Consider the following 26,921-nt stretch of genomic DNA (forward strand, 5'->3'; position numbering starts at 1 on the left):
TCGTTTTAATTTTGATTCCATTTCCAATATCGTGAAAATCCTTTTCTCTTCTAGAGACGGTCTGGTGATAATTGGCTATTTCGTGTTTAAACCAATTGTCAACCACAATCAAATACTGATTATTATTTTTTATATTCACTAACCAATGTTTCGATCACGTTTCGATATTTTTTCTCAAAATTTTTTATTGTATGATTTTCTTGGGCAAACTCCCATGACTTCCTGGACATACACCTGAGTTCCTGAGTTGAACGAGACGAAGTTTGACGAACCGCCTCCCGAATTGACTCGATGGAACAATCATCAAGGACCACACCCTCGTCCTTACCCACATCCACACCGGATTCACAGCTTATGATTGGGATAAGTCCAGCATGCAAGGATGTCAACACCGAACCGGCATTCGTTTCAGAGCATGATGGATAGACCAATCCGAGGCAGCGATTGGTCAGATCCCTAAACTCGGCGCTTTCAACGTCAATCCATCCATGAGTATGAATATTGGGAGTATGATACAACTCCTGAAAATATTCCTGCTCAAAATCCTTTTCTCTCGCGACCGGACCGCAAACCGTCAAATGATATTCTGGCATCCCTGCGAATGCCTCTAAAACCAAATCAAGACCTTTGTGCACCATTCCCTCACTCCCCAACCACAAAAATCGAAATCGACAGGCTTCAAAATCCTTTGAATCTCTCCAGGTATAGTTGTAGGGAACTGCATTTGGAACCAGATACATAGGCTTATTGGCATACTTAAAGTTTTTGACACCAAATTCACAGTGAACGACCACACAATCAGCATACGTTACCGCCATGGCATACTTCTGGTTCATGAATCTTCGCGAACGCAAGGTCACATGCCTTCGCTCTTGCAGCGCCAATAAGCGTTTGGATTCGGCATAATTATTAAAGTAGGGATGAGCAGTGGTCGCATGCAATATTTTTACGCAATCCTTATTCAGTCCATTCGCGATCCTTTCAAAATTCATCCGGGTATCGATAAAAAAATCGTATTTCTTTTTAGGAAGAAAACTCCTATTCTCATTACTAATCACATCAACAGCAAAACCAAGATCAACAAATGTTCTTGCCATCACAACGGACAATTGACGGTTATAGTGATAATAAGGGATTGGTTGTCCCGGCTTGATTGAGAAAAGTTCGATTCTATAGGAGAGAAGCACATGACCTCGAGGTGGGCCATCAGGATTAAGGGATATCACTTTTTTATTTGAGGGGGAATTGATTTCCTTAAGAAGGTTCCCGAGTGCGCCATGGGTCAGTTGGAGTACTTTTTTCACAAACCTACGAACAATCCTCATGAGTAATAGCACATTCTTTTCATTGGAGTTTGGAAGCTTTTTTGACAGAGGACAAAAACCTCTGTCAGAGATAATTTGATTGAGAACCTGCAAACCTGCCCCCCAACACCAACATCATGGAAACACTCTTTCATTCGAATGCCCTGGGAGTTGAGAATCTTTGTAGGCAGAAAGCTGAGCTTTATACCATTCCACCGTTTGCTGCAATCCATTTTCAAGTGAGACTTTCGGTCTCCAGTCGAGCCTTTTAAATGTCCTCGCAACGTCGGCCGTTCGCGCTGGCTCCAATACCCGATCAGGTAGGACACCGAATAGAGGTTGAGTCCCCTTCCCCACTATCTCCACCAGCCGTTCAACCAATTCACGAACACTCACCAATGTCCCCGATCCCAAATCCACCGTGGTCCCTTCAATTCGTGGCACTTGAGCAGCAGCAAGAAACCCCTCAATAACGTCATCGACATAAATCCAATCAGCCATCCACTGCCCACTCGAAAGTTTAGGCGATTCTCCTTTCAATAGAGAAAGTGCGACTGTGGGAATTAGCTTTCGCGTTTCTTGTCCTGGTCCATATGTCATAAAGGTCCTGACAATGACCACGGGGGTACCATAGAGCGCATGAAACATACGCCCATACCCGCTACTCGCCCACTTGGCAGCCGCATAGGGTGAACTGGGGATACTCTCTCCATCATCCGGTGGTTCATTGAGGGATCCGGCCAGCACAATGCGTTGACACCCCACTTCCGCCGCAACAGTTAAGAGATTCACCGTGCTGGTCAGCAGGCTGTGGAAAGCCGGCAAAACAAGTTCTTTGTTCTGAATTCCTGAGACTAATCCGGACAAATGAAAAATGATGTCGGGTTTTACGGAGTCGAACAACCTGCGAACTGCTCCTACATCCTCCAAGTTCGATTGCCACCAGATGGGTCCACTTTTCTGACGGTCCCGTTGAGATCGAGATATCGCATGTACCTCCCCACCCCGCATGCCTAGATGACGGCACAAATGCGATCCCAAAAAGCCGCTGGCACCGGTGACCATAACGGTGCAAGGTTTCCATGAAGTGATCGTTTCCACCAGGGGGTTTTGATTAGGAGAGGTCATCGCTCATCACCCGACCACATGGACTAGGCCATTCTTTGCGTGATCGAGGTATCCTGCCGAAGTATTTCTCTTTTGAACCATCGCACAAGTCGTTCTTTCTCTCCACTGCCCTCGACCCTCCTTGATGTCCGCTGAAAATTCATTGAACGTGTCACAATGAGACTTTCTTTAGGAGTCCGTGCTCTTCCAACGATTCAGCAGCTTTGTCAATAACCTCAAACTCTAATCCAGATCGTTCGGCTATGTCTAAGAGCGAATGCGTTCCATCCGAAAAATTCAACACCCACAACATCGCCATCTCCCTTTTGGCGCCTTCCGATTCACCACCAATGGCACGGTAAAGGCCCCGTTTTCCCAAACGAGGTTCGCACTTGGGATTTTGACTGAGAAATGTTGTGTTCCTTTCCAAAAGATTGACCGCCTTTACACAACAAATCAAGGACTCTTCCAACGGCTGAGGCTGGACAAACGTTAAATTGTCGCCTGACGTATGATATTCGGGATATTCGCCGTGAGGTGTCCTCATGAAACAGCCCACGGGCAAATTAAAACCAGGGGAACAATATTGCCTTTCATCATACCCATAGGGGAAGAAATCGATGATGGCATGCTCCAAGCCCGAGGTTTTCAGTATATGTATGAAGGCCCGATCGATCCCGGCCTTGCCTTGCCGGCTCTTTTTATACGTTAACGCTCCGGGATCTCCCACCCCGGTCACCACCATGCCATTGGTGATGGTGGACACTTGGTTTTCATGCAACGCCAGCCAGGCAATGGACCCGATCGTCCCTGGAATAAAGAGAAAGCGGTAAGAATATCGCAAGGATCGCCCGCTCAACGTCTTGGCCAGAAATGTAGTAACGGCAATTCCGGACAGGTTGTCATTGCACAAGGATGGATGGCAGGTATGACAGGAGATCAAGATCTCTTCTTCAGTTTCCCCTTTTATGACGTATTCCCCATAGGTTAAATGCCCGGATTCTAAGGTCGAATGGATACATACCTCATATTCCTCCTCTTTCAACGCCATCAGTTGCCGATGGGTCAGACAGAATCCCCAGCTTTCCTTATAGTAAGAGGTTCGGTAGGGAATCCAATCAGGATGTTCGGGCAATGAATACAGATGGGGTTTTAATTCTTCCAGCGTCATCGTGGTGTGAATGGGCTGACTATAACTAACAACATGCAGGTTCGATTGCGTAAAATCGACAATCCGTTCTCCCTTTTTATTTTTTATATACGCATCCTGAATATTCCACTCCTGTGGCACTGTCCAATCAAACACCTCGGTTCCGCTTGGAATCTCATGCATCTTCACAGGGATATGGCGGGCAATTCCTTTTAGCGTCTCCCGAACGCCCTGACCTGTAATACTCCGACAGAGGGGATATAGTTCAGCAAGAAACTGATACATCTCATGTCCGACTTGCTTTGAAATTTCATCAATCATATGACCATGCAGCCTTATCGTGTTCAATGTTGGGGTTCGATAAAATCTGGGTAAGCCAGGTCGCGATCAGATATGAGCCGCTCATCGGCCGGCCATTGAATCCCAAACGCAGGATCATCCCACCGCACCCCTCTGGCACATTGAGGATCGTAGAACGCGGAGATCTGGTAAAAAATCTCCGTATTATCTTCTAGAGTCTGAAATCCATGGGCACATCCTTCCGGGATATAATGCATCCGCCGGTTTTCCGCAGTGAGAATGACCGCGGCATGCTGAGTATACGTTTGAGATAAAGGCCGCAAATCGATCAACACATCGTAGATTGCGCCCTTAATGCACCAGACGAGCTTGGCTTCTTCAAACGGCGCACATTGATAGTGCATCCCCCTGAGGATCCCTTTCTTTTTATTAAAAGAAAGGTTGCATTGCACCTGTTTGAATGTGAGTCCATGCGCCTCAAACTCTCGTTGACACATCGTTCGGGCAAAGAACCCGCGACTGTCTTCAATCCGCTCCGGATCAATGAGGAAGGCTCCCTTGATTGTTGATTCGGTGAAAATCATGGATACACCCTGACCTCCGGAATCGGCACCACGAATGCCCCGCCCCATTCGCGGATACACGCCATTTGCTGCATTATTTCATCCTTCAAATTCCAGGGCAGGATCAACACGTAATCAGGCTTGGTTTCCCTAATCGCATCGGGGGCATAGATTGGAATATGCGTTCCGGGCAGATAAAGCCCTTGCTTGTGGGGGCTACGATCAACCGTGTAATCAATGAAATCCGTACGAATTCCACAATAATTTAAGAGGGTATTCCCTTTGGCGGGAGCACCATACCCTACGATGGTCTTCCCCTTTTCCTTCGCCTCAATCAAGAAGGAAAGAAGTTGCCTCTTGGTATGATGAACTTTTTCGGAAAAAGAAAGATAATGATCTAAGGTTTGTAAGCCTGCCTTTTTCTCCCGATCCTGTAAGGCCGCAACTCTGGACTCCACCGGCTTTGAGTGGTCGGCTTCATGGCGAGCATAAATTCGAAGAGACCCGCCATGCGTGGGAATTTCTTCGACATCGAAAAGAATTAAGCCGTGCTTCCTGAATACCTGTTCTACGGTGCCAAAAGAAAAATACGAGAAATGTTCGTGGTAAATCGTGTCAAATTGATTGTCCTCCATGAGGCGCATCACATGGGGAAATTCCATGGTGATGACACCCTGAGGTTTGAGCAGCGTTTGAAGCCCACACACAAAATCATTCAAGTCCGGGACATGAGCTAAGACGTTATTGCCAATCAATAAATCTGCCTGTTTCCCTTCCTCAACCAACAATTGAGCTAAACGTTCCCCAAAAAATGAAACCCGTGTCGAAATCCCTTTTTCCGTAGCCACTTTGGCCACATTTTCCGCCGGTTCGATTCCCAAAACGGGGATGCCCTTTTCAACGAAATATTGAAGTAAATACCCGTCATTACTGGCAACTTCAACCACAAGACTGCGTTCATCCAATTTTATCCGCTCCTGAATCATGTCTGTATACGCGCACGCGTGTTGAAGCCACAGATCAGAATAGGAAGAAAAATAGGCATAATCGCTAAAGATTCGCTCAGGGCTTGAACAGTCTTTTAACTGCACCAGAAGACACCGGCTACAGACAAAGGCATACAATGGGAAAAACGGCTCCATCTCCCCCAAGGATTCGTTTTTCACATAGGAATTTGAAAAAGGGGAAGTCCCGAGATCAAGAAACGTGTGCTCTAGTACCATACCGCAAAACCGACAAGACTGAGAATTTTTCATAGTTTTCCCCTCATGAGTTGACCGCCTCCACTCTGGAAACCGGGAATTGTTCGGTCGGCGGCAATCCACGCCAGAAACAAATCATTTCAATGAACTACCATTCACGTATTCGTGGAGGGAGATTTTTAACAGGGCCCAATGTAACGGCCTTTTTTCTTTAATACTTCGTCGTACTTTTTTGCTCGAGAAATTCTTTATACCATGCAATCGTCTCAGCCAGCCCTTTTCCCAAATTATACAAGGGAGCCCAATTGAGGATTCGCTTGGCTTTGCTGGAGTCGAGATATTGATCCCGGATCTCGGCATTGGCCTGATTCATCACGATCGGGGCTAACTGATGGCACTCCATCAGGTTCTGAATTTCGCTCACAACATCCAAAACCGTCCACGGTTGTTCTCCGCTAAAATTAAACGCCTCACCACGAACCCCCTCCTCCTGGGCATGTAAGGCCAGAAGCATATAGGCTTGCACGACATCCAGGACGAAGATGTAATCCCGTGTAAATTTTCCATCGCTTCGAATGATGGGGCTTTCCTGTTTCAAGAAGCTTCGAATCGTGCCAGGCACAATGCGACTCCAATTCAGATCGCCTCCTCCATAAATGTTGCCACATCTTGCAATCGTGACAGGCAAATCATAGGTCTGGCTATACGAGCGCGCAAGCAAGTCGGTACAACTTTTACTCACATCATAGGGAAACCGTCCCAACGGCGGCATATCTTCCGTATAAGGTAAGACCTCAACATCACCATAGGCTTTATCACTGCTGGCCACGACAATTCGCTTGACCAGGTTTTTATGAATCCGACACGCTTCCAATACATGATATGAGCCACGAATATTCGCCTCGAACGTGGGCAGTGGGCTTCGCAGAGCAATCCCCACCAACGGCTGGGCGGCCAGATGAAACACCGTATCGATATCATTCTCGCTGATGGCACGCTCCAGAGCCTGATAATTTTCCAATTCCCCTGAAACCACCGTTGTTCTTTGAACATCGCCACTCCGTATGAGCTCGCTCTGAGGATTCCAATCTCTTACGAGGGTGGCCACAAACGCGCCTTTTTCAAGCAGGCTTTTCACCAGCCAGGAACCGACAATGCCCGTTGCGCCAGTCACTAAAACCCGACTTTCACTCCACATCATGCTCATTCCCACACCTTCCAGGGGGCTTGTCCAGAATTCCACAATTCATCCAAATAATTTTTCTCTTTCAAGGTATCCATGCAGGACCAAAAGCCAAAATGCCGATATCCCATCATTTGTCCATCTTTAGTCAGACCTTCCAACGGCTCTTTCTCCCAGGATGTTTCATCATCACGGATGTAATCAATGGCCTTACCATTTAACACAAAAAATCCACCATTTATCCATCCTTCTCCTGATTCAGGTTTTTCATGAAAGTTACAGATCCTATCTCCTTCATACCCGATTCGTCCAAACCGGGCAGGTGAACGTACAGTGGTTACGGTTGCCAGTTTCCCATGTGAATGATGAAACTTAATGACCGATTCAATATCAAGGTCCGCCACGCCGTCACCATACGTAAACAAAAAAGTTTCATCATCACCTAACCACTTTTTAAGACGTTTGAGCCTTCCACCAGTTTGCGTCTGCATTCCAGTATCAACAAGATGAATTTTCCAGTTTGGCTGTTTGCCGTCATGTATCGTGGTTTTTCCATTCGCTAAATCAATCGTAAGATCATTATTGATAGCATAAAAGTTTAGAAAGTATTCCTTAATAACCTCAGCCTTGTACCCTAAAGCCACGATGAACTCGGTGACATTATACGCCGCATATACTTTCATGATATGCCAAAGAATCGGTTTCCCTCCAATCTCTATCATGGGTTTTGGTTTTAAGGCTGTCTCCTCAGAAAATCGAGTCCCGAATCCACCTGCTAAAATAATAGCTTTCATAATTTTGTCCCTTTTCTTTTTTTCTCGTCAATAATACGACCCAAGCTTAGGACAACTCATAAGTGCTTAAAAAACGGACAACAAAAGAACTCAGAAGCCCCGCATTCCGTATATCCCGACCTCAATCATTCGCTGCCATCGAACATGAGGCAATCAAGCAAATTTCAACACACTCCCATGCACTTCGGCATGAGTTTCCTGCATCAACCATACTTGCCCTCAGGCGGTTTTCTTAGACACCTGAACCCTCTCACAGACATATTTTGAAAAAGGAATAGAGCATGTAAATCCAGGAGAGACCGCATTTAAAAAATGCATGGATTTGTTATCTTCTTCAAGGACAAAATCCATTTAAAGGTTCTTCTCCTTCATATTAGCCAATTGTGCTCTTATACTGGTCTTCCCCAGGAGGTCCTACCCTGCCTGCACTCCATTGGGCAAAGCAGAACCCAAGGTGACCAGATGGCTGCGGGAGTATTTTCTCAACTCTTGAAAAGCCGGTTTTTAAAGTCAAAATTAGGAGTTCAATAAGATGCGTTTGCCTTAATGTGAGATCGATACACTCTTGAAAACTAAAGTTCTCAAATCGGGGACATGATTCCCGCCAAAAAGCTGAAACGGTCGTTCGTCCGATTTTAGCTTTTCACTCCAAGGTGCCAGTGATTGGACTTCGAGGAACGGATTCCGCAAATCTTGGACTGGATAATTGTTTGTTGATGTTGTTGGAGAGAACAGGGCTTGCTGACAGGTTTTCACGCGAGGCTCAATAGCTTTGGCTTCCTCCTCGGTAATGGCTTGTAAATTAATGTCGTTTACTTTTCCACGCCTGAGAAGCTCGTCAAGAGCTGTGTGTTCTTTACAATCTTTGGTAAGAACGAGCTTTCCACACTTATTCATCGGCATCTGCTTTGATTCACAATATTCCATTAGCCGTTTATTTCCAAGACGTGTAAATTTGCCCGTCAGACTTTCAGGCGAATAATAAAACCCAGCATGCAACACCCCGCTATTCCGACCGCTGGCCTGAGCGCCACAGTGATTTTCCTTTTCAATAACAGTCACGGTCGCATCGGAAAACTGCCGTTTCAGTTGTCGGGCTATATTAATGGCAATGATTCCGCCGCCAATGACCAGAAAGTCTGAGATTGCCATTTTTTCCCTACAGCAAATTCGAGAAAAGTTATTTAGCCCTAAAACTCTGACAAAATTGACCCAATGAAGCATGCCTATGACGTTTTAACCATTTGAAATAATAATCAATCAGGGGAAGAATAATATCTGGACAACTTGGGCCGAGGCCATCATAGGGGGAATGAATTAAAAAATAAGTCATCCTTAATCTTCTTCAGGGGATAAAAAGAAAAGGTTAATCGCATTTTCGTCAAACCATCCATTTCAATTTTTCTAAATTCCTGCTTGGCATTTTCAGTTCTCCTAAAAAATGTCCGAATACCCGGAATGCAATTCTAAATTATGGCAATTTTCATCAAATTTAAAAGTAAAATAAGACGACTTCACTTTTTGTCATGGGGGTATGAAAATTCAAGGCCAGTTCCAAAAATAGACAAGCTGCCGCCATCCCCAGCTAACTGAGTTAATCGGCTTATCGTCAAATTTCCCCGCTCCCAAAAATTCCGAAACTATTCAGACCGCAATGAGAACAAATGGGAATATATTAGAAAACACGCTACAAGCGTTTCTCATTCAATTTATTTTATTAATCCTAATGATCTATGCCCTGAAATAGGTGTTTGTTCTTTAAAGTTTTTAAATAGCCTTGCAGCTACTTAGCGTAATTTATTTGTACGCGTTTTCAACCCTGAAGCAAAAATTAAGGACAAATCGAGGAGTATAATTTTGTTTTTGGAGGAACCTATTGGCTAGATTTGTTGATTGGTCTTATTTTAAACAATTTTTTTCTCGTAATGGCCAAATTAGCCAATGCAATTCTCATTACAACACCACACAATCGCGATCAAGAACCATACGAACTTGAAATGTCACGGTTTTCATAAGAAGGGCGACTCGTTCCGTCCCATTCAGTTCTTGCTCAAAAATTGCCTCAAAGCCATGAAAAGGCTCTTTATGAATACGAACTATTTGTCCAGGTTCCAAGGAAGCTGAAGGGGGTGGGAGAACAGATCTATTGTGAACTCTCTTCCTAATTGAGTCAATGATTTCTTCTTCCACGACTGCGGGGCCCATCCCAAACTTGACCACCCTCAGAACCCCGTGAGCATAAGTCACTTTCCGGTATCCGGTCTTCATATTAACTCTTACAAAGAAATACCCTGGGAATAATACTTCTCCCTCACCCTGAGCCTTATTCCGAGTGTATTTCAATTCCCGTAAACGCGGACAAAAGGTTTCAATCCCCAACAATCGTAGATTGAACTCCGCGACATCTTCCTGACGGGCTTTACTATGAACGAGGTACCACTGCGAGTCAGACATTTTATCTTTGTTCCTTCCATCAGATCATATCAGAAAATTCAACTAACTCAACGTCTTACCCAAAAACCATTTTTTCTTTGACAGACAATAAAACAGCATGGAATGTATTTGTCATCCATCATAAGTCCTTGGACTCCATTGGCAGTATTTTTTTTACAATTACAATCGCCCAGACATCTGAATTGTTTCGGTTTTTCGCTGGTTGAGGCATGCATAATCGGAGAACGGGAGACCTCCAATTTCTGCAGCCCGTCAGTATGTCCCCGAGGGACAGGACTGCGGATTTTGACCTGTGGCAAAATCATACCGATATTTGTCCAGTAGAAACGATGAATAAAACATGTGGGCTTTCCTTGTGGTTTTCCTTTCCGGATTTTCCGGCAATCAGTCGGCTACCAGCAGCTCTCAGCAATCCCCACGTCAGACTAATGGTTTGGAGCGGACAAAAAGATGTACTAATGCTTGCCTTTGAACGCGGAACTGAATCTTCTAACACACATAACGATATGCCAGGGGGAAGGAGTGCCGCCGGCCATCCTTTCTACCTGGCATTTGTGCAGTGCCAGGTGGCTGACTCGCCCTGCAGGATTGAATATGAAAGGGATAGCACTTTACATTTCTGCTCTTGGTATTAATACACAATAGATAGGGAACATGGTCGGTGGAGGTTGTTATTGTGTTAAGAAATCAGAGGGACCTCCTTGCCGTCATTGACCATTGAGGTGTAACACAACGAGAACCAAAGGTAACCGAGGATCCTTCGAGCCTCCCCATAATATCTGTTTGTCAGGACCATGATTTGTTAATCACAATTCGTAGATTTTGGTTTCACGAATCAATTATTGACAAACTCGGAACAGTTGTGGAAATAGACAGCCAAGAAAATGGCCTTCAGCATCAAAATTCAAACCGGAATCAGAAACCCTCCCCTGGTGGGCTCGACCATAAATATGGCTTATTCCTGGGTCACGGACTCAATGACTCTGAGATGGGTATATAGGTTTCAGCCCACACCAATTGCCCTACAAGTAGATATAAAGTGGCGATTTAGCCAGGACTTCTCCTCCGGATACCAACAACTGCTTTGGCCAATGGCCTAACTACAAAGAAAAGTGGAACGGTTAATCCACCATTCCTTCCAAACAGATGCTGACCAAATAGGGCAAAAGAGGCATTGCGCATGAATTACTTATTTCAGAAAAGTATTACTTCCTAAGCTTGGATTCCTTTACAATTTATAATAAGCTAATCACAACAAGATGATTGCCTTAGTTCAAGAGGTTATCATTCTTGGAGAGAGACTCATCAAATCCATGTAAAGTTAATCGCCGACCCTACCGAATTACCAAACGGCTCCAACTCTGAAGAAGCACAAGATGGAGCGATCCACTTAGTAGGAGGTCCACAGATGAACAAGATGAACCCAGTTACCAATAAAGGACCGAAACGTTTCAAATCCCTTGCTGGAAAGATAGGCCAGACAATCAGATCTCCACACAGATTTTTCCTTGTGGGAATGACCTGCATGGCACTGGCCATTGGTTGTTTCGGTTTCATCAAGCTGGCCACCGCCCATTCAGGGCTTGAGCCGGAGATTCAAGAAATCACTGAGAAATTGATCAAGGATCCAAATAGTGTAGATCTGCTGGTTCGTCGTGGCCAAGTCTATCGGTCCAATGGGAAATACGTCGAATCCTTGCTTGATTTAGAACGGGCCTGGCTGCTGAACCGCGAGAACCGCACTGTTGTCTTACAACGCGCGCTGACTCTTTCTGCCTTGGGCCGTGACAGGGAAGCCGAAAGCGCCTTAGATTATTTTCTCCAGGAAGAGTCAGACCCGAAACGAGTCTTTGCCCTGGCCGAACGCGCGAGCATTCATGCACGAAACGGTCAAACTGAACTGGCCATTATTGACTTTACCTCAGCCATTCAGTTGCAACCTACAATTGAGCTATACCTTGTTCGGGGGGAGCTCCAGGAATCTTTGGGAAAGCTTGAGGATGCGGCGGCAGGATATCAGGATGGCATTGCCAAACTGGGAGATGCCATCTTATTAAAGAAAGGCCTCATTCGTGTCCGGATGATTCAAAAACAATACAGTGAAGCGCTAGCCTTGGTAGACGAAGAGATAGCTGGCTCCTCAGTAAAAACATCCTGGCACCTCAAACGGGCAGAAATCCTAGATCATATGGGTCGACCAGACGAGGCCAAACTCGCCAATGAACAGGCATTAGCTGAAGCCAATCGGGTACTGGGAAAACGCCAGACAGCCATGCAATTACTTGCCCGCGCTCAAGTTTATCAAGCTATGGGTCGAATTGAAGAGGCGAAAAATGACCTCCGTGTGGCTATTCAAAAGACTCCGCATTTTGACGAGGCCAATGAACTTTTAAAAACATTAGAGAGCCGATAGCTACTCGCCAATAGCCCCCACACCGAAAATCAAGCACTTGGAATACTTAAAAAAATCAAAATGGTTTATAGTGTCACTAAGCTGTGCGCTATTTGTGCTGGTGGCCACTGTGGTGCCAGCCGCCGCAGCTGTTGTGCGGCAACCTTACCTGCAGCTTGTCACCCCCACCTCCATTACGATTATCTGGCGTACCGACCTGAATTCAGCGGACAATAGCCAGGTAAAATACGGCACGGCGTCCGGCTCCCTGACCCAAACGGCAACCGGTACGGCGGTCACCCGGACCGGGCTCAACGTCAAGGATCACATTGTTACCATTACAGGCCTGACGGCTGCCACGAAATATTTCTATAACGTCGGCACCGCGACCGACGGGATACAAGGGGGTGGCACGACCAATCACTTTTTTCTCACGGCGCCCCCCGTCGGGTCGGCTACACCTTTTCGAGCATGGGTGCTGGGCGACTCCGGCAATGCCAGTGTCAACCAACGAAATGTGCGGGATGCGATGCTGACCGAAACCACATTGAATCCCCCTACTCCCAACCTTATCCTGCACATGGGAGACATCGCGTATGAAAGCGGCACCGACGCGGAATTCACCAGCAAACATTTTGCGATCTATCAAGATATTCTCCGCCAGACGCCCCTCTGGCCGACGCTGGGCAACCACGAGGCTCTGTCGGTCACAACTTCCCTGGGCATTGGCCCTTACTACGAAGCCCATGTCCTGCCGACCAGCGGCCAAGCAGGAGGGGTAGCTTCCGGCACTGAGGCCTACTATGCCTTTGATTACGCCAATGTGCATTTTATTGTGCTGGATTCGATGGACAGTAGCCGGGCGCCGGGTTCACCGATGGTGACCTGGTTACAAAATGATCTGGCTTCGACCGGGCAGGAGTGGGTGATCGCTTTCTGGCATCATCCGCCCTATTCGAAAGGCCACGACTCCGACAATGCTGCCGACTCCGGGGGACGGCTGGTCGACATGCGGGAGAAGATTCTCCCCATTCTAGAAGCCGGGGGCGTTGATTTGGTCCTTGCGGGACACTCCCATGCTTATGAGCGATCCTACCTCCTGGATGGGGCCTACGGCTATGGCACAGCTCCTAACTTTGCCACCCCATCATTCAATACGCTGCAAGCCGATGGCCATATTCTTGATGCGGGAAATGGGAATCCCTCTGGCACGGGAGCGTATCAAAAAAGTGCCGGGGGTGTTTCACACGAGGGAACGGTCTATGTGGTCGCAGGGCATGGGGGTAAAAGCATTGAAACCAATACTGGATCCCATCCGGTCATGACAGTGGTTGACCTGGCCTATGGGTCGGTGCTCTTGGACATTACGGGCAGCAGCCTCACGTTTCGGAATTTACGGGCAGGAGGTGCCATCACCGACACCGTGGCTATTCAGAAAAATCAGCCGCCACCCTCCCCTTTAACCATTTCGAACCTGACCGTGGCCAGCGGGCAATCATATGTTGTGCCCGCTTCCGGCCTTCAAGCTGGGAGCACCGTCTATATTGACCGCGGCTATACCTTTACCACGGTCCCTGCCAGCGTACAGGGTGCCACGTACATCCGAACCGCTAATAATGATAAAACGGCTACTACTGCGACTTTTCTCAGCTTTACGGTCAATCAACCCGTCTCCGTATCAGTCGCCCATGACGTGCGGCTCACCCCTAAGCCGTCGTGGTTGAGCACCTTTACAGATACCGGTATAAATCTGGTGACCTCGGATACCACTCTTCGCCTCTTTGCACGGTCATTCCCGGCCGGGACTATTACCCTCGGGGGCAATGCCAGTGGTGGGAGCGGCAGCATGTATTCGGTTATCGTCCAACCACAGGGGGGAGGAGGACCGGTTAACCAAGCCCCGAATGGGGTCATCAACACCCCAACTGGGGCGCAGACCATCCAGGTGGGCCAGACCGTCACCTTTACTGGCACGGGCACTGATCCTGAACCGAACCTACCCCTTACTCATCGGTGGACCTTTGGAGCCGGCTCCGGGATTGCTGATCGCACGGTAGAAGACCCCGGCGCCATAACCTTTACAACCGCCGGGGTGTTTACGGTGACCTATACGGTGACGGATGGCCTGGGATTGGCCGATCCCACCCCCGCGACTGTTCAAGTAACAGTCCAGACACAAGGAACAGGTTTTACCGCCTATAATGACCTCGCCTGGGGCACCGGACAGCTCGAAACGAATATCACAAAGTTCACCTCTCCCGTCGGAAACTCAGGCTTACCCAGCAGCGGCATACTTAAAGATTTCACCACCGGCCTCAATACCGGTGTGACCCTGACTGTGACGGGCGGCGAATTTATCGGAAGTGGCCAAGCCACTCAGGGTGCAAACCCTACCGAGGGAGACGCCTTCACCATATTTAATGGAAAAGTCAGTACTCTTGGCGTTATCTCCTACGTCGATCAAGTCGCCAACTCGCTCCTGTTGGCCTTTAATGGGCTCAATCCGAGTAAGACCTACGATTTGTCCTTCTTTGCTCATCGAGATTCTTATGGTTGGGATCGGGCCTCACTCGTGACTCTATCCGGTCAGGACGCGTTTACCAATACTAGTTCGGTCGCCAGCGATAATCCCAGTGAGGTCGGCGGGGTGATCTTCTCCGGGCCGTCAGATACCTCGACTCGTCTACCGGCCGACAATGACAAGGGGTACGTCGCGCGATTTAGCAATATTGCACCAGGCAGCGATGGGAAAGTCGTGCTAACCATTAGCTTCGACGGAAACGTCGCCAGCCAATACACGGGTAAGTATGGCAGTGCAATCCGGCTGATGGAGTCCGGCGACGGAGGAGGGCCGGTCAACCAAGCCCCGAATGGGGTCATCAACACCCCAACTGGGGCGCAGACCATCCAGGTGGGCCAGACCGTCACCTTTACTGGCACGGGCACTGATCCTGAACCGAACCTACCCCTTACTCATCGGTGGACCTTTGGAGCCGGCTCCGGGATTGCTGATCGCACGGTAGAAGACCCCGGCGCCATAACCTTTACAACCGCCGGGGTGTTTACGGTGACCTATACGGTGACGGATGGCCTGGGATTGGCCGACCCCACCCCCGCGACTGTTCAAGTGACGGTGTCCGACACACCGCCACCCTCCGGCTTAACCATTTCGAACCTGTCCGTGGCCAGCGGGCAATCATATGTTGTGCCCGCTTCCGGCCTTCAAGCTGGGAGCACCGTCTATATTGACCGCGGCTATACCTTTACCACGGTCCCTGCCAGCGTACAGGGTGCCACGTACATCCGAACCGCTAATAATGATAAAACGGCTACTACTGCGACTTTTCTCAGCTTTACGGTCAATCAACCCGTCTCCGTATCAGTCGCCCATGACGTGCGGCTCACCCCTAAGCCGTCGTGGTTGAGCACCTTTACAGATACCGGTATAAATCTGGTGACCTCGGATACCACTCTTCGCCTCTTTGCACGGTCATTCCCGGCCGGGACTATTACCCTCGGGGGCAATGCCAGTGGTGGGAGCGGCAGCATGTATTCGGTTATCGTCCAACCACAGGGGGGAGGAGGACCGGTTAACCAAGCCCCGAATGGGGTCATCAACACCCCAACTGGGGCGCAGACCATCCAGGTGGGCCAGACCGTCACCTTTACTGGCACGGGCACTGATCCTGAACCGAACCTACCCCTTACTCATCGGTGGACCTTTGGAGCCGGCTCCGGGATTGCTGATCGCACGGTAGAAGACCCCGGCGCCATAACCTTTACAACCGCCGGGGTGTTTACGGTGACCTATACGGTGACGGATGGCCTGGGATTGGCCGACCCCACCCCCGCGACTGTTCAAGTGACGGTGTCCGACACACCGCCACCCTCCGGCTTAACCATTTCGAACCTGTCCGTGGCCAGCGGGCAATCATATGTTGTGCCCGCTTCCGGCCTTCAAGCTGGGAGCACCGTCTATATTGACCGCGGCTATACCTTTACCACGGTCCCTGCCAGCGTACAGGGTGCCACGTACATCCGAACCGCTAATAATGATAAATCGGCTACCACTGCGACTTTTCTCAGCTTTACCGTCAATCAACCCGTCTCCGTGTCAGTCGCCCATGACGTGCGGCTCACCCCTAAGCCGTCGTGGTTGAGCACCTTTACGGATACCGGTACAAATCTGGTGACCTCGGATACCACTCTTCGCCTCTTTGCACGGTCCTTCCCGGCCGGGACTATTACCCTCGGGGGCAATGCCAGCGGTGGAAGCGGCAGCATGTATTCGGTTATCGTCCAACCCCAGAGCCCAACCCCATAAACTGACTTATCCCAAGGACCCCAACAATATACCTAGGAATGGGGCCGTCATCTGGTGCATTAGAGGTGGTTGAAAAACTCGCTCAACCCTTCAGGTGACAGCATATGCATATCTCTTGGACGACAGACACCCCGTCCAATGGAGAAACCAAGCATTAACCATTTGATAACGAGGAGTTTTAAGAGGTCCTTATCTTGTTTAGTAGTTTATTTGTCCGCGGCGGGTAACAACTCAGATGCAGCCATCAACAATTAACCGGTTAAAGCAAACATGACGATTGTATAGGATCCTCTCTGAAAACATCGGGAGTTGTTCAGACAACTTGAATAATGGCGGGAACTTTCTCGTGCTGGGGCGTCCGGCGGTGTGCTCCCCGAATTTTGGACCACTTGATATGTTAGGTTTTCCTCAACCCGAGGAGGCCCGACATGAAGAAGAAGCGGTTCACCGAAGAACAGATTTTCCGGATTTTGCGTGATGCGGAAGCGAAGACGATTGATGCGGCAGCTCGGCAACATGGTGCTTCGGAACAATCTATTTATGGCTGGAAACGCCAATTTGGTCAGAAGGAGGAGGCAGAAGGAGGAGGCAGAAGTGCGGGAACTCCGGCACCTTCGGCAAGAAAATGCCGGGCCAAGAAAGACTTAGCCGAACGAGACTTGGAAGTGAAGTGATAAAGGAACTGCAGGCAAAGAAGTGGTAACCCCACGGGCACGGCGTCAAGCGGCGCGGGTCGCGTGGGGTGAGTCAACGGCGGGCAGCGTGGCTGTGGACGACGCCTTGTTCGGGAATGAGATATGAGGCCAAGGGGCCCCGATGGTATGCGCGCTTGGCGCAAGCGCTCCAGGGAGTGGCGCACCGCTATCCTCCAGTGGGGCTATCGGCTGGCCGGAGGCTTCCTCCAATGTCGGTTACAGGCGCCCCGTCGGAAGTCTCGGAAGAAAGTGGTCACGGGGGCCACCCTCCAGCCCACCGCCACACAGAAGAATGCGGTATGGAGTTGGGATTCCGTACATGTGCCACGACGGCGGGGGAGGCCTTCCGCTGTTTGACGGTGAAGGATGAAGCCACGTGCTTCTGTTTAGCCATTGAGGTGGAAGGGTCCTTCTCACATCAATGGTGCTGGCCGTCTTGAAACGGCTGGTGAGCCTCTACGGGCAACCACTTTTTGTCCGGAGTGAGATGGGCCTGAACTCCGGGCTCAGCCGTTGCTCACATTTTTTGAGGATCGGGGATGATCCCCAGTCGCATTACCCCGGGCAAGCCCTGACAGAATGGCAGCAATGAAAGGTTGAATGGGACGTTTCGGCGAGAATGTTTAGATGCAGAAGTGTTTGATTCCCTCGCAGAGGCGCGGGTCGTGATCGAAGATTGGCGCCGCTTGTATAATCAGCAGCGGCCTCACAGCACGCTGGGCTATCAGACGCCAGCTACCCTCTATTGGGGAACGGTGAGTCCACGAGCCGGTTCAGGAGGTACTCAGGGACCGCGGTGGAATAATCAATGCACATAGTGGGTCATCAAGCCACGATCACGGGCCGACCCGACTCAGAGGTCGAAAGGATATCATCCTACAAAAGCAAAAGCCGAAAACCAAACATGATCACTCGGAAAACCTAACATAACCAAGTGGCAAAAAAACAAGGGCAGCTCACCGTGGAGATGTATCCCTGTTACCTCTGCCTATTGAATTTGCCAATCTAGGGAGGTCGTCGCGGGATAGCCGGTTGAGGTTATCGTCGCCCCATTCATTAACCATACCGCTACTGTGCCACTACCAGTATTATGCCAGACGAGGTCTGCCTTCCCATCGCCATTGAAATCACCAACTTGCCGAATCACCCAATTTAACGAGACACTACCTGGAAAGCCGGTCGATGTGATAGTCGCCCCATTCATGAACCACACCGCCACCGCGCCTGAACTCGCATGACGCCAAACAATGTCATCCGTGCCATTCCCATTTACATCTCCCAAGCCCACAATCTGCCAGGCTAAGGATCCACCGGATGGGAAACCGGTTGACGTAATAGCGGCTCCATTCATCAACCACACTGCCACGGCCCCTGTGCTGTTTTTACGCCAAACAAGGTCTGCCTTCCCATCGCCATTGAGATCGCCTACCTCCTTAATCACCCAATCCAAGGGAACAGTGCCTGGAAAGCCAGTCGATAGGATGGTTGTCCCGTTCATGATCCACACCGCCACGGCACCACTGCTCGTATTTCGCCAGACGAGGTCTGCCTTCCCATCGCCATTGAGATCCCCCACGCCCGCGATCTGCCACGCTAAAGGCGCCCCGGGTGGGAAACCCGTCGACGTGATGGTTGTCCCGTTCATGAACCACACCGACACGGCGCCACTATTGGTATTTCGCCAGACGAGGTCTGACTTCCCGTCGCCATTAAGATCGCCCTTTCCGGCGATTTTCCAGGATAAAGACGCCCCGCCTGGAAACCCGGTGTTGGCAATATTAACACCATTCATGAGCCACACGGCCGAGGCCCCGGTACTGGTATTCCGCCAAACAAGATCCGATTTGCCGTCAATATTAAAATCATGCGTGGCAATGGTACCACTAGAATTTTTGACGATACTCACGGTGTCGGTAATGTCGCCCCCTTCCCGCAAATTTCGAAATGTGAGACTGCTGCCCGTAATGTCTAAGAGTACCGATCCATAGGCTACGTCCAACACCGCCATGACGGGATGTACGGGATGGGTCGAATCAAGATCATGGCCTCCGTGGCCTGCCACGACATAGACTGTCCCATCGTGCGAAACACCGCCGGCACTTTTTTGATATGCTCCCGTGCCAGAGGGATTCCCATTTCCGGCATCAAGAATATGGCCATCGGCTTGCAGCGTATTGAATGATGGGGTGGCAAAATTAGGAGCTGTGCCATAGCCGTAGGCGCCATCTAGGAGGTAGGATCGCTCATAGGCATGGGAATGTCCCGCAAAGACCAAATCAACGCCCCCAGCTTCTAGAATAGGGAGAATCTTCTCCCGCATGTCGACCAGCCGTCCTCCGGAGTCGGCCGCATTGTCGGAATCGTGGCCTTTCGAATAGGGCGGATGATGCCAGAAAGCGATCACCCACTCCTGCCCCGTCGAAGCCAGATCATTTTGTAACCAGGTCACCATCGGCGAACCCGGGGCCCGGCTACTGTCCATCGAATCCAGCACAATAAAATGCACATTGGCGTAATCAAAGGCATAGTAGGCCTCGGTGCCGGAAGCTACCCCTCCTGCTTGGCCACTACTCGGCAGGACATGGGCCTCATAGTAAGGGCCAATGCCCATGGAGCTCGTGCTGTTCGGAACCTCATGATTGCCCAGCGTCGGCCAAAGGGGCGTCTGGCGGAGAATATCTTGATAGATCGCAAAATGCTTGCTGGTAAATTCCGCGTCGGTGCCATTTTCATACGCCATGTCCCCCATGTGAAGAATAATATCTGGTGGGTTCGCCGAAGTTTCGGTCAGCATCGCATCCCGCACATTCCGTTGATTGACCCCGGCGTCGCCGGAGTCGCCCAGCACCCATGCTCGAATAGGTGTAGCCGACCCGATGGGGGGGGCCGTGACAAAAAAGTGATTAGTCGTCCCACCCGCCTGCACGACATTCGGCGCGGTGCCGACGTTATAGAAATATTTCGTGGCAGCCGCCAGGCCCGTAATGGTAACAATGTGATCCTTGACGTTGAGCCCGGCCCGGGTGACCGCCGTGCCGGTTGCCGTTTGGGTCAGGGAGCCGGACACCGTGCCGTATTTTACCTGGCTATTGTCCGCTGAATTCAGGTCGGTACGCCAAACAATCGTAATGGAGGTGGGGGTGACAAGCTGCAGGTAAGGTTGCCGCACAACGGCCGCAATGGCTGGCACCACAGAGGCCACCAGCACGGACAGCAGACAGCCCAGGCTTACCAAAACAATTTTCTTCATAATTTTTTAATCCCTAAGTGGGGGGAAATAGGCCACCCTTCGGATCACCTAGAAAAAGTGAAAGGGAACCCTTTCTAATTTTATTGAGGCTCCTTTGAAGTAGACAACATCTCCTGGCAACCAAACCTGGTTATTATTGAGAAGTGAATCCAGGGCACTGATTCCATATGCTTTTTCGCACCTGATTATTCCAGACCATCAAATTGGGTTTTTCATCCCTTTGAAATTACCGGATCATTCATTTTGCATCAAAAACATGGGGAATGAAGAAAATATTTAAGTAAATTACCATGAATTAAATTTTTAGGCTTAGCTATGCGTATACCCAGATAGTTCGCTTTAAAAATACCGCAATAAGACTATCAGCTATAATTTAAAAAGCAAACCCCGTGCCAAGCCAATGTCACATAGAGAATGTTCAACAAATATAAGGCCCGAAACCTCTTCGATTTTCTTACTATACGTAAAATCTGCTGGACCTTCTCAATTTTCATTAGCTGTCAACATACAAAGTGGAGGGCAATATCGAGAGAGGTTTAAATCTTTCCTCATTTCCCGCCATGCTTCCCAGATTTTTAGGTGAGATTCCTCTCCTCTTGCACCAATTGCAGAATTCTCTAAAGCTTTGATTCCCACAGTTTGACGTGACCCCCGTTTCTTATGAGAAACGGGGGTCACATTCAGCAGGACTTTCTCTTTAGTGAGCTGATTAAGTCATTCTTGAATTTCCCAAGCCGTCGACGCACTGCCGATAAATCCAACGTCCGTCCTGGTTGCCCCGTTCATCAGCCACACGGCCACTGCGCCGCTCGTGGTATTGCGCCAGATGATATCCGCATTGCCATCCCCATCCGTATCGTCTACTTGCCTAATTTGCCACGCTGAGGCCACACCACCCAGTGAATCCAGGGAGAAGGGCACTTCTTTTCCATTCAGCAACCAGACCGCAGCACTGCCATTCGTATGCCGCCAGACAAGGTCCACCTTGTTATCACCATTCAAATCCGCGATTCCCTTGATTGTCCAAGCTGTCGAGGCAGTTCCGGGAAAGCCCACATCCGTTCTGGTCGACCCGTTCATCAGCCACACAGCCACCGCGCCACTCGTGGTATTGCGCCAGATGATATCCGCGTTGCCATCGGCATCCGTATCACCCACCCCGGCAACCTGCCACGCGGAGGCCACACCACCCAGTGAATCCAGGGAGAAAGGCACTTCTTTCCCATTCAGCAACCAGACCGCAGCACTACCATTCGTATGCCGCCAGACAAGGTCCACCTTGTTATCACCATTCAAGTCTCCGACTCCCTCGATTGTCCAAGCTGTCGAGGCAGTTCCGGGAAAGCCCACGTCCGTCCTGGTCGACCCGTTCATCAGCCACACAGCCACTGCGCCGCTCGTGGTATTGCGCCAGATGATATCCGCCTTGCCATCCCCATCCGTATCACCCACCCCCGCAACCTGCCACGCGGAGGCCACACCGCCCAGTGAATCCAGGGAGAAGGGCACTTCTTTCCCGTTCAGCAACCAGACCGCAGCACTACCATTCGTATGCCGCCAGACAAGATCGGCTTTGCCATCCCCATCTAAATCATGCCGTACAGAACTAGATGATGATTCAATCAACCGGACAGCGCTGCCATACTTACCAAGGAATTCATTGCCAGCGGTTCCGTCCCAACTGATGGTCAGCACTACGATACCATCGCCGCCGGAATTCACCTCGCTCCACCGGGCAACATAGCCATTATCATTGTCAGCAGGTAGCCGAGTTGAGTTATCTCCCGACCCTGAAAAAATCACACCACCCGCCTCACTAGGATTATCGGAAGCGACCGAACTCGTATTCATTCGCGCATCCGTTCCGGAAAGAGTCACGAGGGAGGCCCGATCCCAACCGTTCGCATTTCGATGAGCAAAATAGGCCAGATCATACGTCCTATTCGGATTAAGCCCGCTAAAGGTCAACACGAGCGGATCGTTCACATTTGGATCGTTGTAGGAAAGCACACCCTGTCCGCTGATCTTGCCATCAAAGATCGTAAAGGCATCTCCAGTAGCCGGGTTTGCCCCTTGAGTGGCCTGGGCAGCACCGAGAAATTGCCCCCCCGTCACAGTCAGGGTCACACCGGTATCGAGGCCCGTGGTGAAATCCTTCAGTAGACCAGTGCTGGGTAAGCCTGAGCCTCCGTTGGGGGAGGTGATCTTTGTGATATTTGTTTCGAGCTGACCAGTGCCCCAGGCAAGGTCATTATAGGCCGTAAAACCTGCCGCAGCGGCCATAGACCCTGTTCCCATAGCCAATACTGCAGTCGCTACTGACCCCGCTACCCACCATGATGTTCGACACGTATTCCTTTTCATAAGTCCGCCTTTCTTTCTCTCCAGGAATGAGATCTATTCTATATGGAATCTGTTCATTATCGATATCTCTTCACAAAAGATCCTTCCCGGTCAATTGTTAGAACACACCTAAAGAATATGCATATGACCGCATGCTACAGCTACATTTTCCCTCTCAAACGTATTGAAATGTTGGGGGAGCAATATCTCCAATTATCCGATTTCATAAAACGCTTCAAGTATTCTCCTTGTCACCACCTCCTTTGTGTCTCTACAGAAAAGTCGATTTTCATGGATGGACAATTTCTGAAAAAGCAGGAGTTTTATCATAGCTCAATACCGGTTACCTGCTGGTAAAACGATGAGATCTTTCTTCCGGATTAGTACAGCAAAACAGCTGCCACCTTTCGGGGCACCACGATTTTCTCTGTACATTTCTTCTTTTTCAGTGCGTTTCGTGAGCTCAATGAAAGTATGCCGAAGTTAGAAAACTGGCTGTTTTTTGAAAATAGTAAACGGCTATGACAGATTTGGGTGCCCGGTGGTTTTAGACCCAAAGAAAGGTAAAACATCTTCCAGCAAGTGATGTAATAGGTTCCTAACATAGATAAGTTTTTCGACGACACGGATATTTTCTATACCCAGTGCTCCGATTTGAATTGTTGATTATTCGACTATTTGGGGAATTTCAAATCCTTTCCGAATCTTCTCCTTGAATACTTTCAGATAACTCCAATTCCTATTTCTTAATTCTCTCCTAAATCCCTAATGTGGTGGTTTCCCGAACGAAAAACTATTCTTATTTGTTTAGTTAACTATGGGTAGGAATAAAATTAGGCCTGGATTGAAAACCTTGAGCGAGAGAATGGCAAAAACCACATCCGTCTCATGCGGTTATTTTTTGATGAAATTTCCAGAATTCCCTCAGTGGGTGGCGGCTTGCTTGCAGACAAAGAACACTATATCAAGAACTATGATATACCCTCTATTGAAAGGCTATATCACCAGATCCAACAAAATATTAAGGCATGGCATTTCTCCATCAGAATTTTCTAAAACAGGGTAGATCCATTTTTTTGAAACCCTCCATGTAAATTGGGAGCGCCTCAGTGGAAGAAGAGTTGTTGACAATTGTTGATCACGTAAAACAATTGCATGGTTTAACACCCCTAACATTACCAACTTATCTCGATACATTTGCTAGCCACTTCTATGCCCGGACTGGTTGCATTTTCCCTCCACGTGTGAGTGCGAAAGAACCACACTCGTCCCGACAAGTATCCAAAACAGATAGGAATGGCTTCCGCCGAAGCTGTCCTCGAAAAAAATACGGATCGAAAATCCAAGAACCATGAGAAATACCCCCATCTGTAACCACCGATATGAGGAAGTCATAGCTTTTGTCCAGTCTTCATAGATGGTAAATCCCACTTTGGCGAGCAACCAAAGAAACAAGGCCAATCCGGGTAACCCAGCCCCTGTCACCACCATGAGATACCAGTTATGCGGTTTTTCGGGAATATCGGGAATTCCGAGATTCACAGCTTCCAACTCAACGATATTTTGCCCATGCCGCTTTTCTAAAATAGGCACGCCATAACCCACGCCAACGATTGGATGGTCCAGAATATCTGCAGCACTAAGATTCCATACTGCTAACCGAGCCTTAATAGTCCAGGGATTGAAGGTTTCACGATGTAGTCCCAATTGACCAAGGACCACTCCAACCGAAAGAAATACCACCATTCCTATCACCAGCAAGCGAAATGCGTGACGTTTATGGACAAGAAATCCTCCAACAATTAATTGCGTCAGACAGGCTAGCCAGACACCACGACTATAGGAAAGCACTAGGGCCAAAAAAGAGAGAAGCATGCCACAACCTAACAGCACCCGTTTCCAGGAACTGGTCACCGCCAAGAATCCCGTGATGAACAGAGGGAAAACCATCAACACATTGGTACTCAGCCAGGTAAAATCTGCGCCGCCCGCTTTTGGATAACCCGCACGAATTGTGCGATCCAAAAGATTTCCTCCCCGGTCCCAAAAATCAAGAAGTGAATAGGAGTAACAGACAATAGCCCCCACCAATAAGACGGGGAGAGCCTTTCTTAGAAAATATTCATTTCGTTGTTCCTGCACAATCAAACAGGTGCCATAGAACACTGCCAACTGTGCTACAATTTTTTGCCATTCCTTCAGACTGACCCAAGGATCAATGGAAAAAGGAATCGTAAAGGCAACCCATCCCACAAAACAGATAAAGGGGGCAAGGAGCGGGGCATGAATCCAGAGGGGCTTTCGCTCCAATACACAAAGGAGTATTGCCATACCCAGAAGAGTGAAAAAGAAATATTCTTGAATATGAAACAGTCGGGGAGAAAACCCCAAAAGAATAACTAGACATAGACCCCACCCAAGGGCGGGCCAAAGATCAGAACGGGAGAAAGTCCTCGAAGAAGAGGTGCTGCCAACCTGTCCCACGTCCAAGTCGATACTCATTGGATCAGATCATTTGAGACAAGGTAGATCTCGCACAAGAAATGTTTTCAAACTAATCCCCATTAGCCGTTCATGGGTGAGAAAATGCTTTAACATTTCTTCCCCTACACGCATAGCATCCTGTAATAACGGAACTTACAGAAATGCTTACTATCACGCCGTACCCTACCCATCTTAAACGACATTCTCCCCTCGAATCAGATTTAAGCCTCTTCTCGTCTAGTACGAGTCTTTGTTAAAGGCCACGGGAGATCAGATCATGAATATGTATCATGCCGACGACTTTTTCCTGTCGATTAAGGACGGGTAGCACGGAAATGGGCTTTTCCCGTTTCTCCATAAATTGAAGAACTTTGACGGCCTTTTCATCTTGATATACCCAACTGGGCTTTGGATTCATGACCGCTCCAATCGTGAGAGCGAAAAGGTTTTGTCCCCCTTCCAACACCCGACGAATATCAAAGTCAGTGATCAATCCCAATAAACGATCTTCATCATCAAGGACGGACACGGCGCCAGCACGTTTACTCGTCATTTCACACAACATGAATTGAATCGTGTGAGAAAGTCGAATAACCGCATTGGCTTCACCGGTTCGCATCAGATCCCCAACGTTTAAAAGCAGTCGTTTTCCTAACTGCCCACCAGGGTGAAACATGGCATAGTCGGTTGGTTGAAAGTTTCGCAATTTCATCAAAGCCATGGCCAGCGCATCCCCTAAGACCAAGGCTGCAGTGGTGCTGCATGTTGGTGCCAGATTGAGCGGACAAGCTTCTTCTTGTATGGGCGTCACAAGAACAAGATCGCTCCCTCGTGCCAGAGTGGAGTTTGCCTGCGCCGTAATGGCAATCATTCGTGCACCAATTTTTCGAATAAATGGAAGCAGTACCAGCAATTCTTCGCTTTCGCCTGACTTGCCTACCGCAATCACTATATCTTCTTTCGCCACAATCCCAATGTCCCCATGCAGCCCCTCGGAGCCATGTAAATACACCGCAGGTGTGCCGGTGGACACCATCGTCGCCGAAATTTTATTCGCTATCAGGCCGGATTTCCCCACCCCTGTGAGAATCACTTTTCCCTGACAGGCTTGCAACATCCTTACGGCCTCCTCGAAAGGAAGACCTATGCTCTCCTCAAGGTGTGCTATGGCCTGACCTTCCAGTCTGATCACCCGACGAAGTTCCTGAAGAATATCCATAAGAATCTGATCCTTTGATCTCTAGTAAAATCGGCAATTTCGGAAAAAACGTTTCAAGGTGAAACTATCATTAGATAAACAGCTCCCATTCGCTCCATCATAGAAAAGGCGCGGGCTTCCTTCGGCAACCGCGGAGCACCTTCGCTATGCTAGAGAA

17 protein-coding genes and 1 pseudogene are annotated in these 26,921 nt (G+C 49.0%); 5 read left to right on the forward strand and 13 right to left on the reverse strand.

The window, feature by feature from the left end:
- Window positions 1-122 precede the first annotated feature (122 nt).
- From PQG83_RS11010 to PQG83_RS11050, 9 genes are all read right to left on the reverse strand, one after another.
- Window positions 123-1,304 carry a glycosyltransferase family protein gene (locus PQG83_RS11010; protein WP_312740847.1) on the reverse strand — a complete coding sequence of 394 codons (1,182 nt, stop codon included), beginning with the start codon at window positions 1,302-1,304 and terminating at the stop codon, window positions 123-125.
- Between the two features lie 135 nt (window positions 1,305-1,439).
- Window positions 1,440-2,432, reverse strand: coding sequence for an NAD-dependent epimerase/dehydratase family protein (locus PQG83_RS11015; protein ID WP_312740850.1), 993 nt, complete (start codon window positions 2,430-2,432; stop codon window positions 1,440-1,442).
- A gap of 151 nt (window positions 2,433-2,583) precedes the next feature.
- Window positions 2,584-3,882 carry a DUF4910 domain-containing protein gene (locus PQG83_RS11020; RefSeq protein ID WP_312740853.1) on the reverse strand — a complete coding sequence of 433 codons (1,299 nt, stop codon included), beginning with the start codon at window positions 3,880-3,882 and terminating at the stop codon, window positions 2,584-2,586.
- Between the two features lie 23 nt (window positions 3,883-3,905).
- Window positions 3,906-4,445, reverse strand: a complete 540-nt coding sequence (rfbC, locus tag PQG83_RS11025) for a dTDP-4-dehydrorhamnose 3,5-epimerase (protein WP_312740856.1) — start codon at window positions 4,443-4,445, stop codon at window positions 3,906-3,908.
- Entirely contained in the window at window positions 4,442-5,680 is a 1,239-nt protein-coding gene (locus tag PQG83_RS11030; protein WP_312740859.1) for a methyltransferase domain-containing protein, read from the reverse strand. The genes rfbC and PQG83_RS11030 overlap by 4 nt, the downstream gene beginning before the upstream one ends.
- A gap of 157 nt (window positions 5,681-5,837) precedes the next feature.
- Entirely contained in the window at window positions 5,838-6,827 is a 990-nt protein-coding gene (locus PQG83_RS11035) for a GDP-mannose 4,6-dehydratase (RefSeq protein ID WP_312740862.1), read from the reverse strand.
- Window positions 6,828-6,829: 2 nt separating this feature from the next.
- Window positions 6,830-7,603 (reverse strand): glucose-1-phosphate cytidylyltransferase, encoded by a 774-nt coding sequence (rfbF, locus tag PQG83_RS11040; protein ID WP_312740865.1) that lies wholly within the window; start codon window positions 7,601-7,603, stop codon window positions 6,830-6,832.
- A gap of 543 nt (window positions 7,604-8,146) precedes the next feature.
- Window positions 8,147-8,827: an FAD-dependent oxidoreductase gene (locus tag PQG83_RS11045; protein WP_312740868.1), complete on the reverse strand. Its 681-nt coding sequence runs from the start codon at window positions 8,825-8,827 to the stop codon at window positions 8,147-8,149.
- A 729-nt stretch (window positions 8,828-9,556) separates the two neighbouring features.
- Window positions 9,557-10,057 (reverse strand): transcription termination/antitermination NusG family protein, encoded by a 501-nt coding sequence (locus PQG83_RS11050; RefSeq protein ID WP_312740871.1) that lies wholly within the window; start codon window positions 10,055-10,057, stop codon window positions 9,557-9,559.
- Between the two features lie 1,525 nt (window positions 10,058-11,582).
- Here PQG83_RS11050 and PQG83_RS11055 point away from each other — a divergent pair.
- The 5 genes and pseudogenes from PQG83_RS11055 to PQG83_RS20990 all read left to right on the forward strand — a co-directional run.
- Window positions 11,583-12,470 carry a tetratricopeptide repeat protein gene (locus tag PQG83_RS11055; RefSeq protein WP_312740874.1) on the forward strand — a complete coding sequence of 296 codons (888 nt, stop codon included), beginning with the start codon at window positions 11,583-11,585 and terminating at the stop codon, window positions 12,468-12,470.
- Window positions 12,471-12,540: 70 nt separating this feature from the next.
- A complete protein-coding gene (locus PQG83_RS11060; RefSeq protein ID WP_312740877.1) occupies window positions 12,541-16,773 on the forward strand; it encodes a PKD domain-containing protein in 4,233 nt (1,410 codons plus the stop codon).
- A 428-nt stretch (window positions 16,774-17,201) separates the two neighbouring features.
- Window positions 17,202-17,447 carry a transposase gene (locus tag PQG83_RS11065; RefSeq protein ID WP_312740880.1) on the forward strand — a complete coding sequence of 82 codons (246 nt, stop codon included), beginning with the start codon at window positions 17,202-17,204 and terminating at the stop codon, window positions 17,445-17,447.
- 147 nt (window positions 17,448-17,594) lie between these two features.
- On the forward strand, window positions 17,595-17,825 hold the full coding sequence (locus PQG83_RS11070) for a hypothetical protein (RefSeq protein ID WP_312740882.1): 231 nt from the start codon (window positions 17,595-17,597) through the stop codon (window positions 17,823-17,825).
- Window positions 17,826-18,055: 230 nt separating this feature from the next.
- Window positions 18,056-18,286 (forward strand): annotated as a pseudogene (locus PQG83_RS20990) (integrase core domain-containing protein); the annotation flags it as partial.
- Window positions 18,287-18,456: 170 nt separating this feature from the next.
- On the opposite strand, the gene PQG83_RS11080 reads toward PQG83_RS20990, so the two are convergent.
- The 4 genes from PQG83_RS11080 to PQG83_RS11095 form a co-directional block, all read right to left on the reverse strand.
- Window positions 18,457-20,718 (reverse strand): FG-GAP-like repeat-containing protein, encoded by a 2,262-nt coding sequence (locus PQG83_RS11080; protein ID WP_312740884.1) that lies wholly within the window; start codon window positions 20,716-20,718, stop codon window positions 18,457-18,459.
- A 714-nt stretch (window positions 20,719-21,432) separates the two neighbouring features.
- On the reverse strand, window positions 21,433-23,082 hold the full coding sequence (locus tag PQG83_RS11085) for an FG-GAP repeat domain-containing protein (protein ID WP_312740886.1): 1,650 nt from the start codon (window positions 23,080-23,082) through the stop codon (window positions 21,433-21,435).
- Window positions 23,083-24,261: 1,179 nt separating this feature from the next.
- Window positions 24,262-25,563, reverse strand: coding sequence for an O-antigen ligase family protein (locus PQG83_RS11090; RefSeq protein WP_312740889.1), 1,302 nt, complete (start codon window positions 25,561-25,563; stop codon window positions 24,262-24,264).
- 235 nt (window positions 25,564-25,798) lie between these two features.
- A complete protein-coding gene (locus PQG83_RS11095; protein WP_312740892.1) occupies window positions 25,799-26,764 on the reverse strand; it encodes a KpsF/GutQ family sugar-phosphate isomerase in 966 nt (321 codons plus the stop codon).
- Window positions 26,765-26,921 lie beyond the last annotated feature (157 nt).

The organism is Candidatus Nitrospira neomarina (assembly GCF_032051675.1).
Classification (GTDB): Bacteria; Nitrospirota; Nitrospiria; order Nitrospirales; family UBA8639; genus Nitrospira_E; species Nitrospira_E neomarina.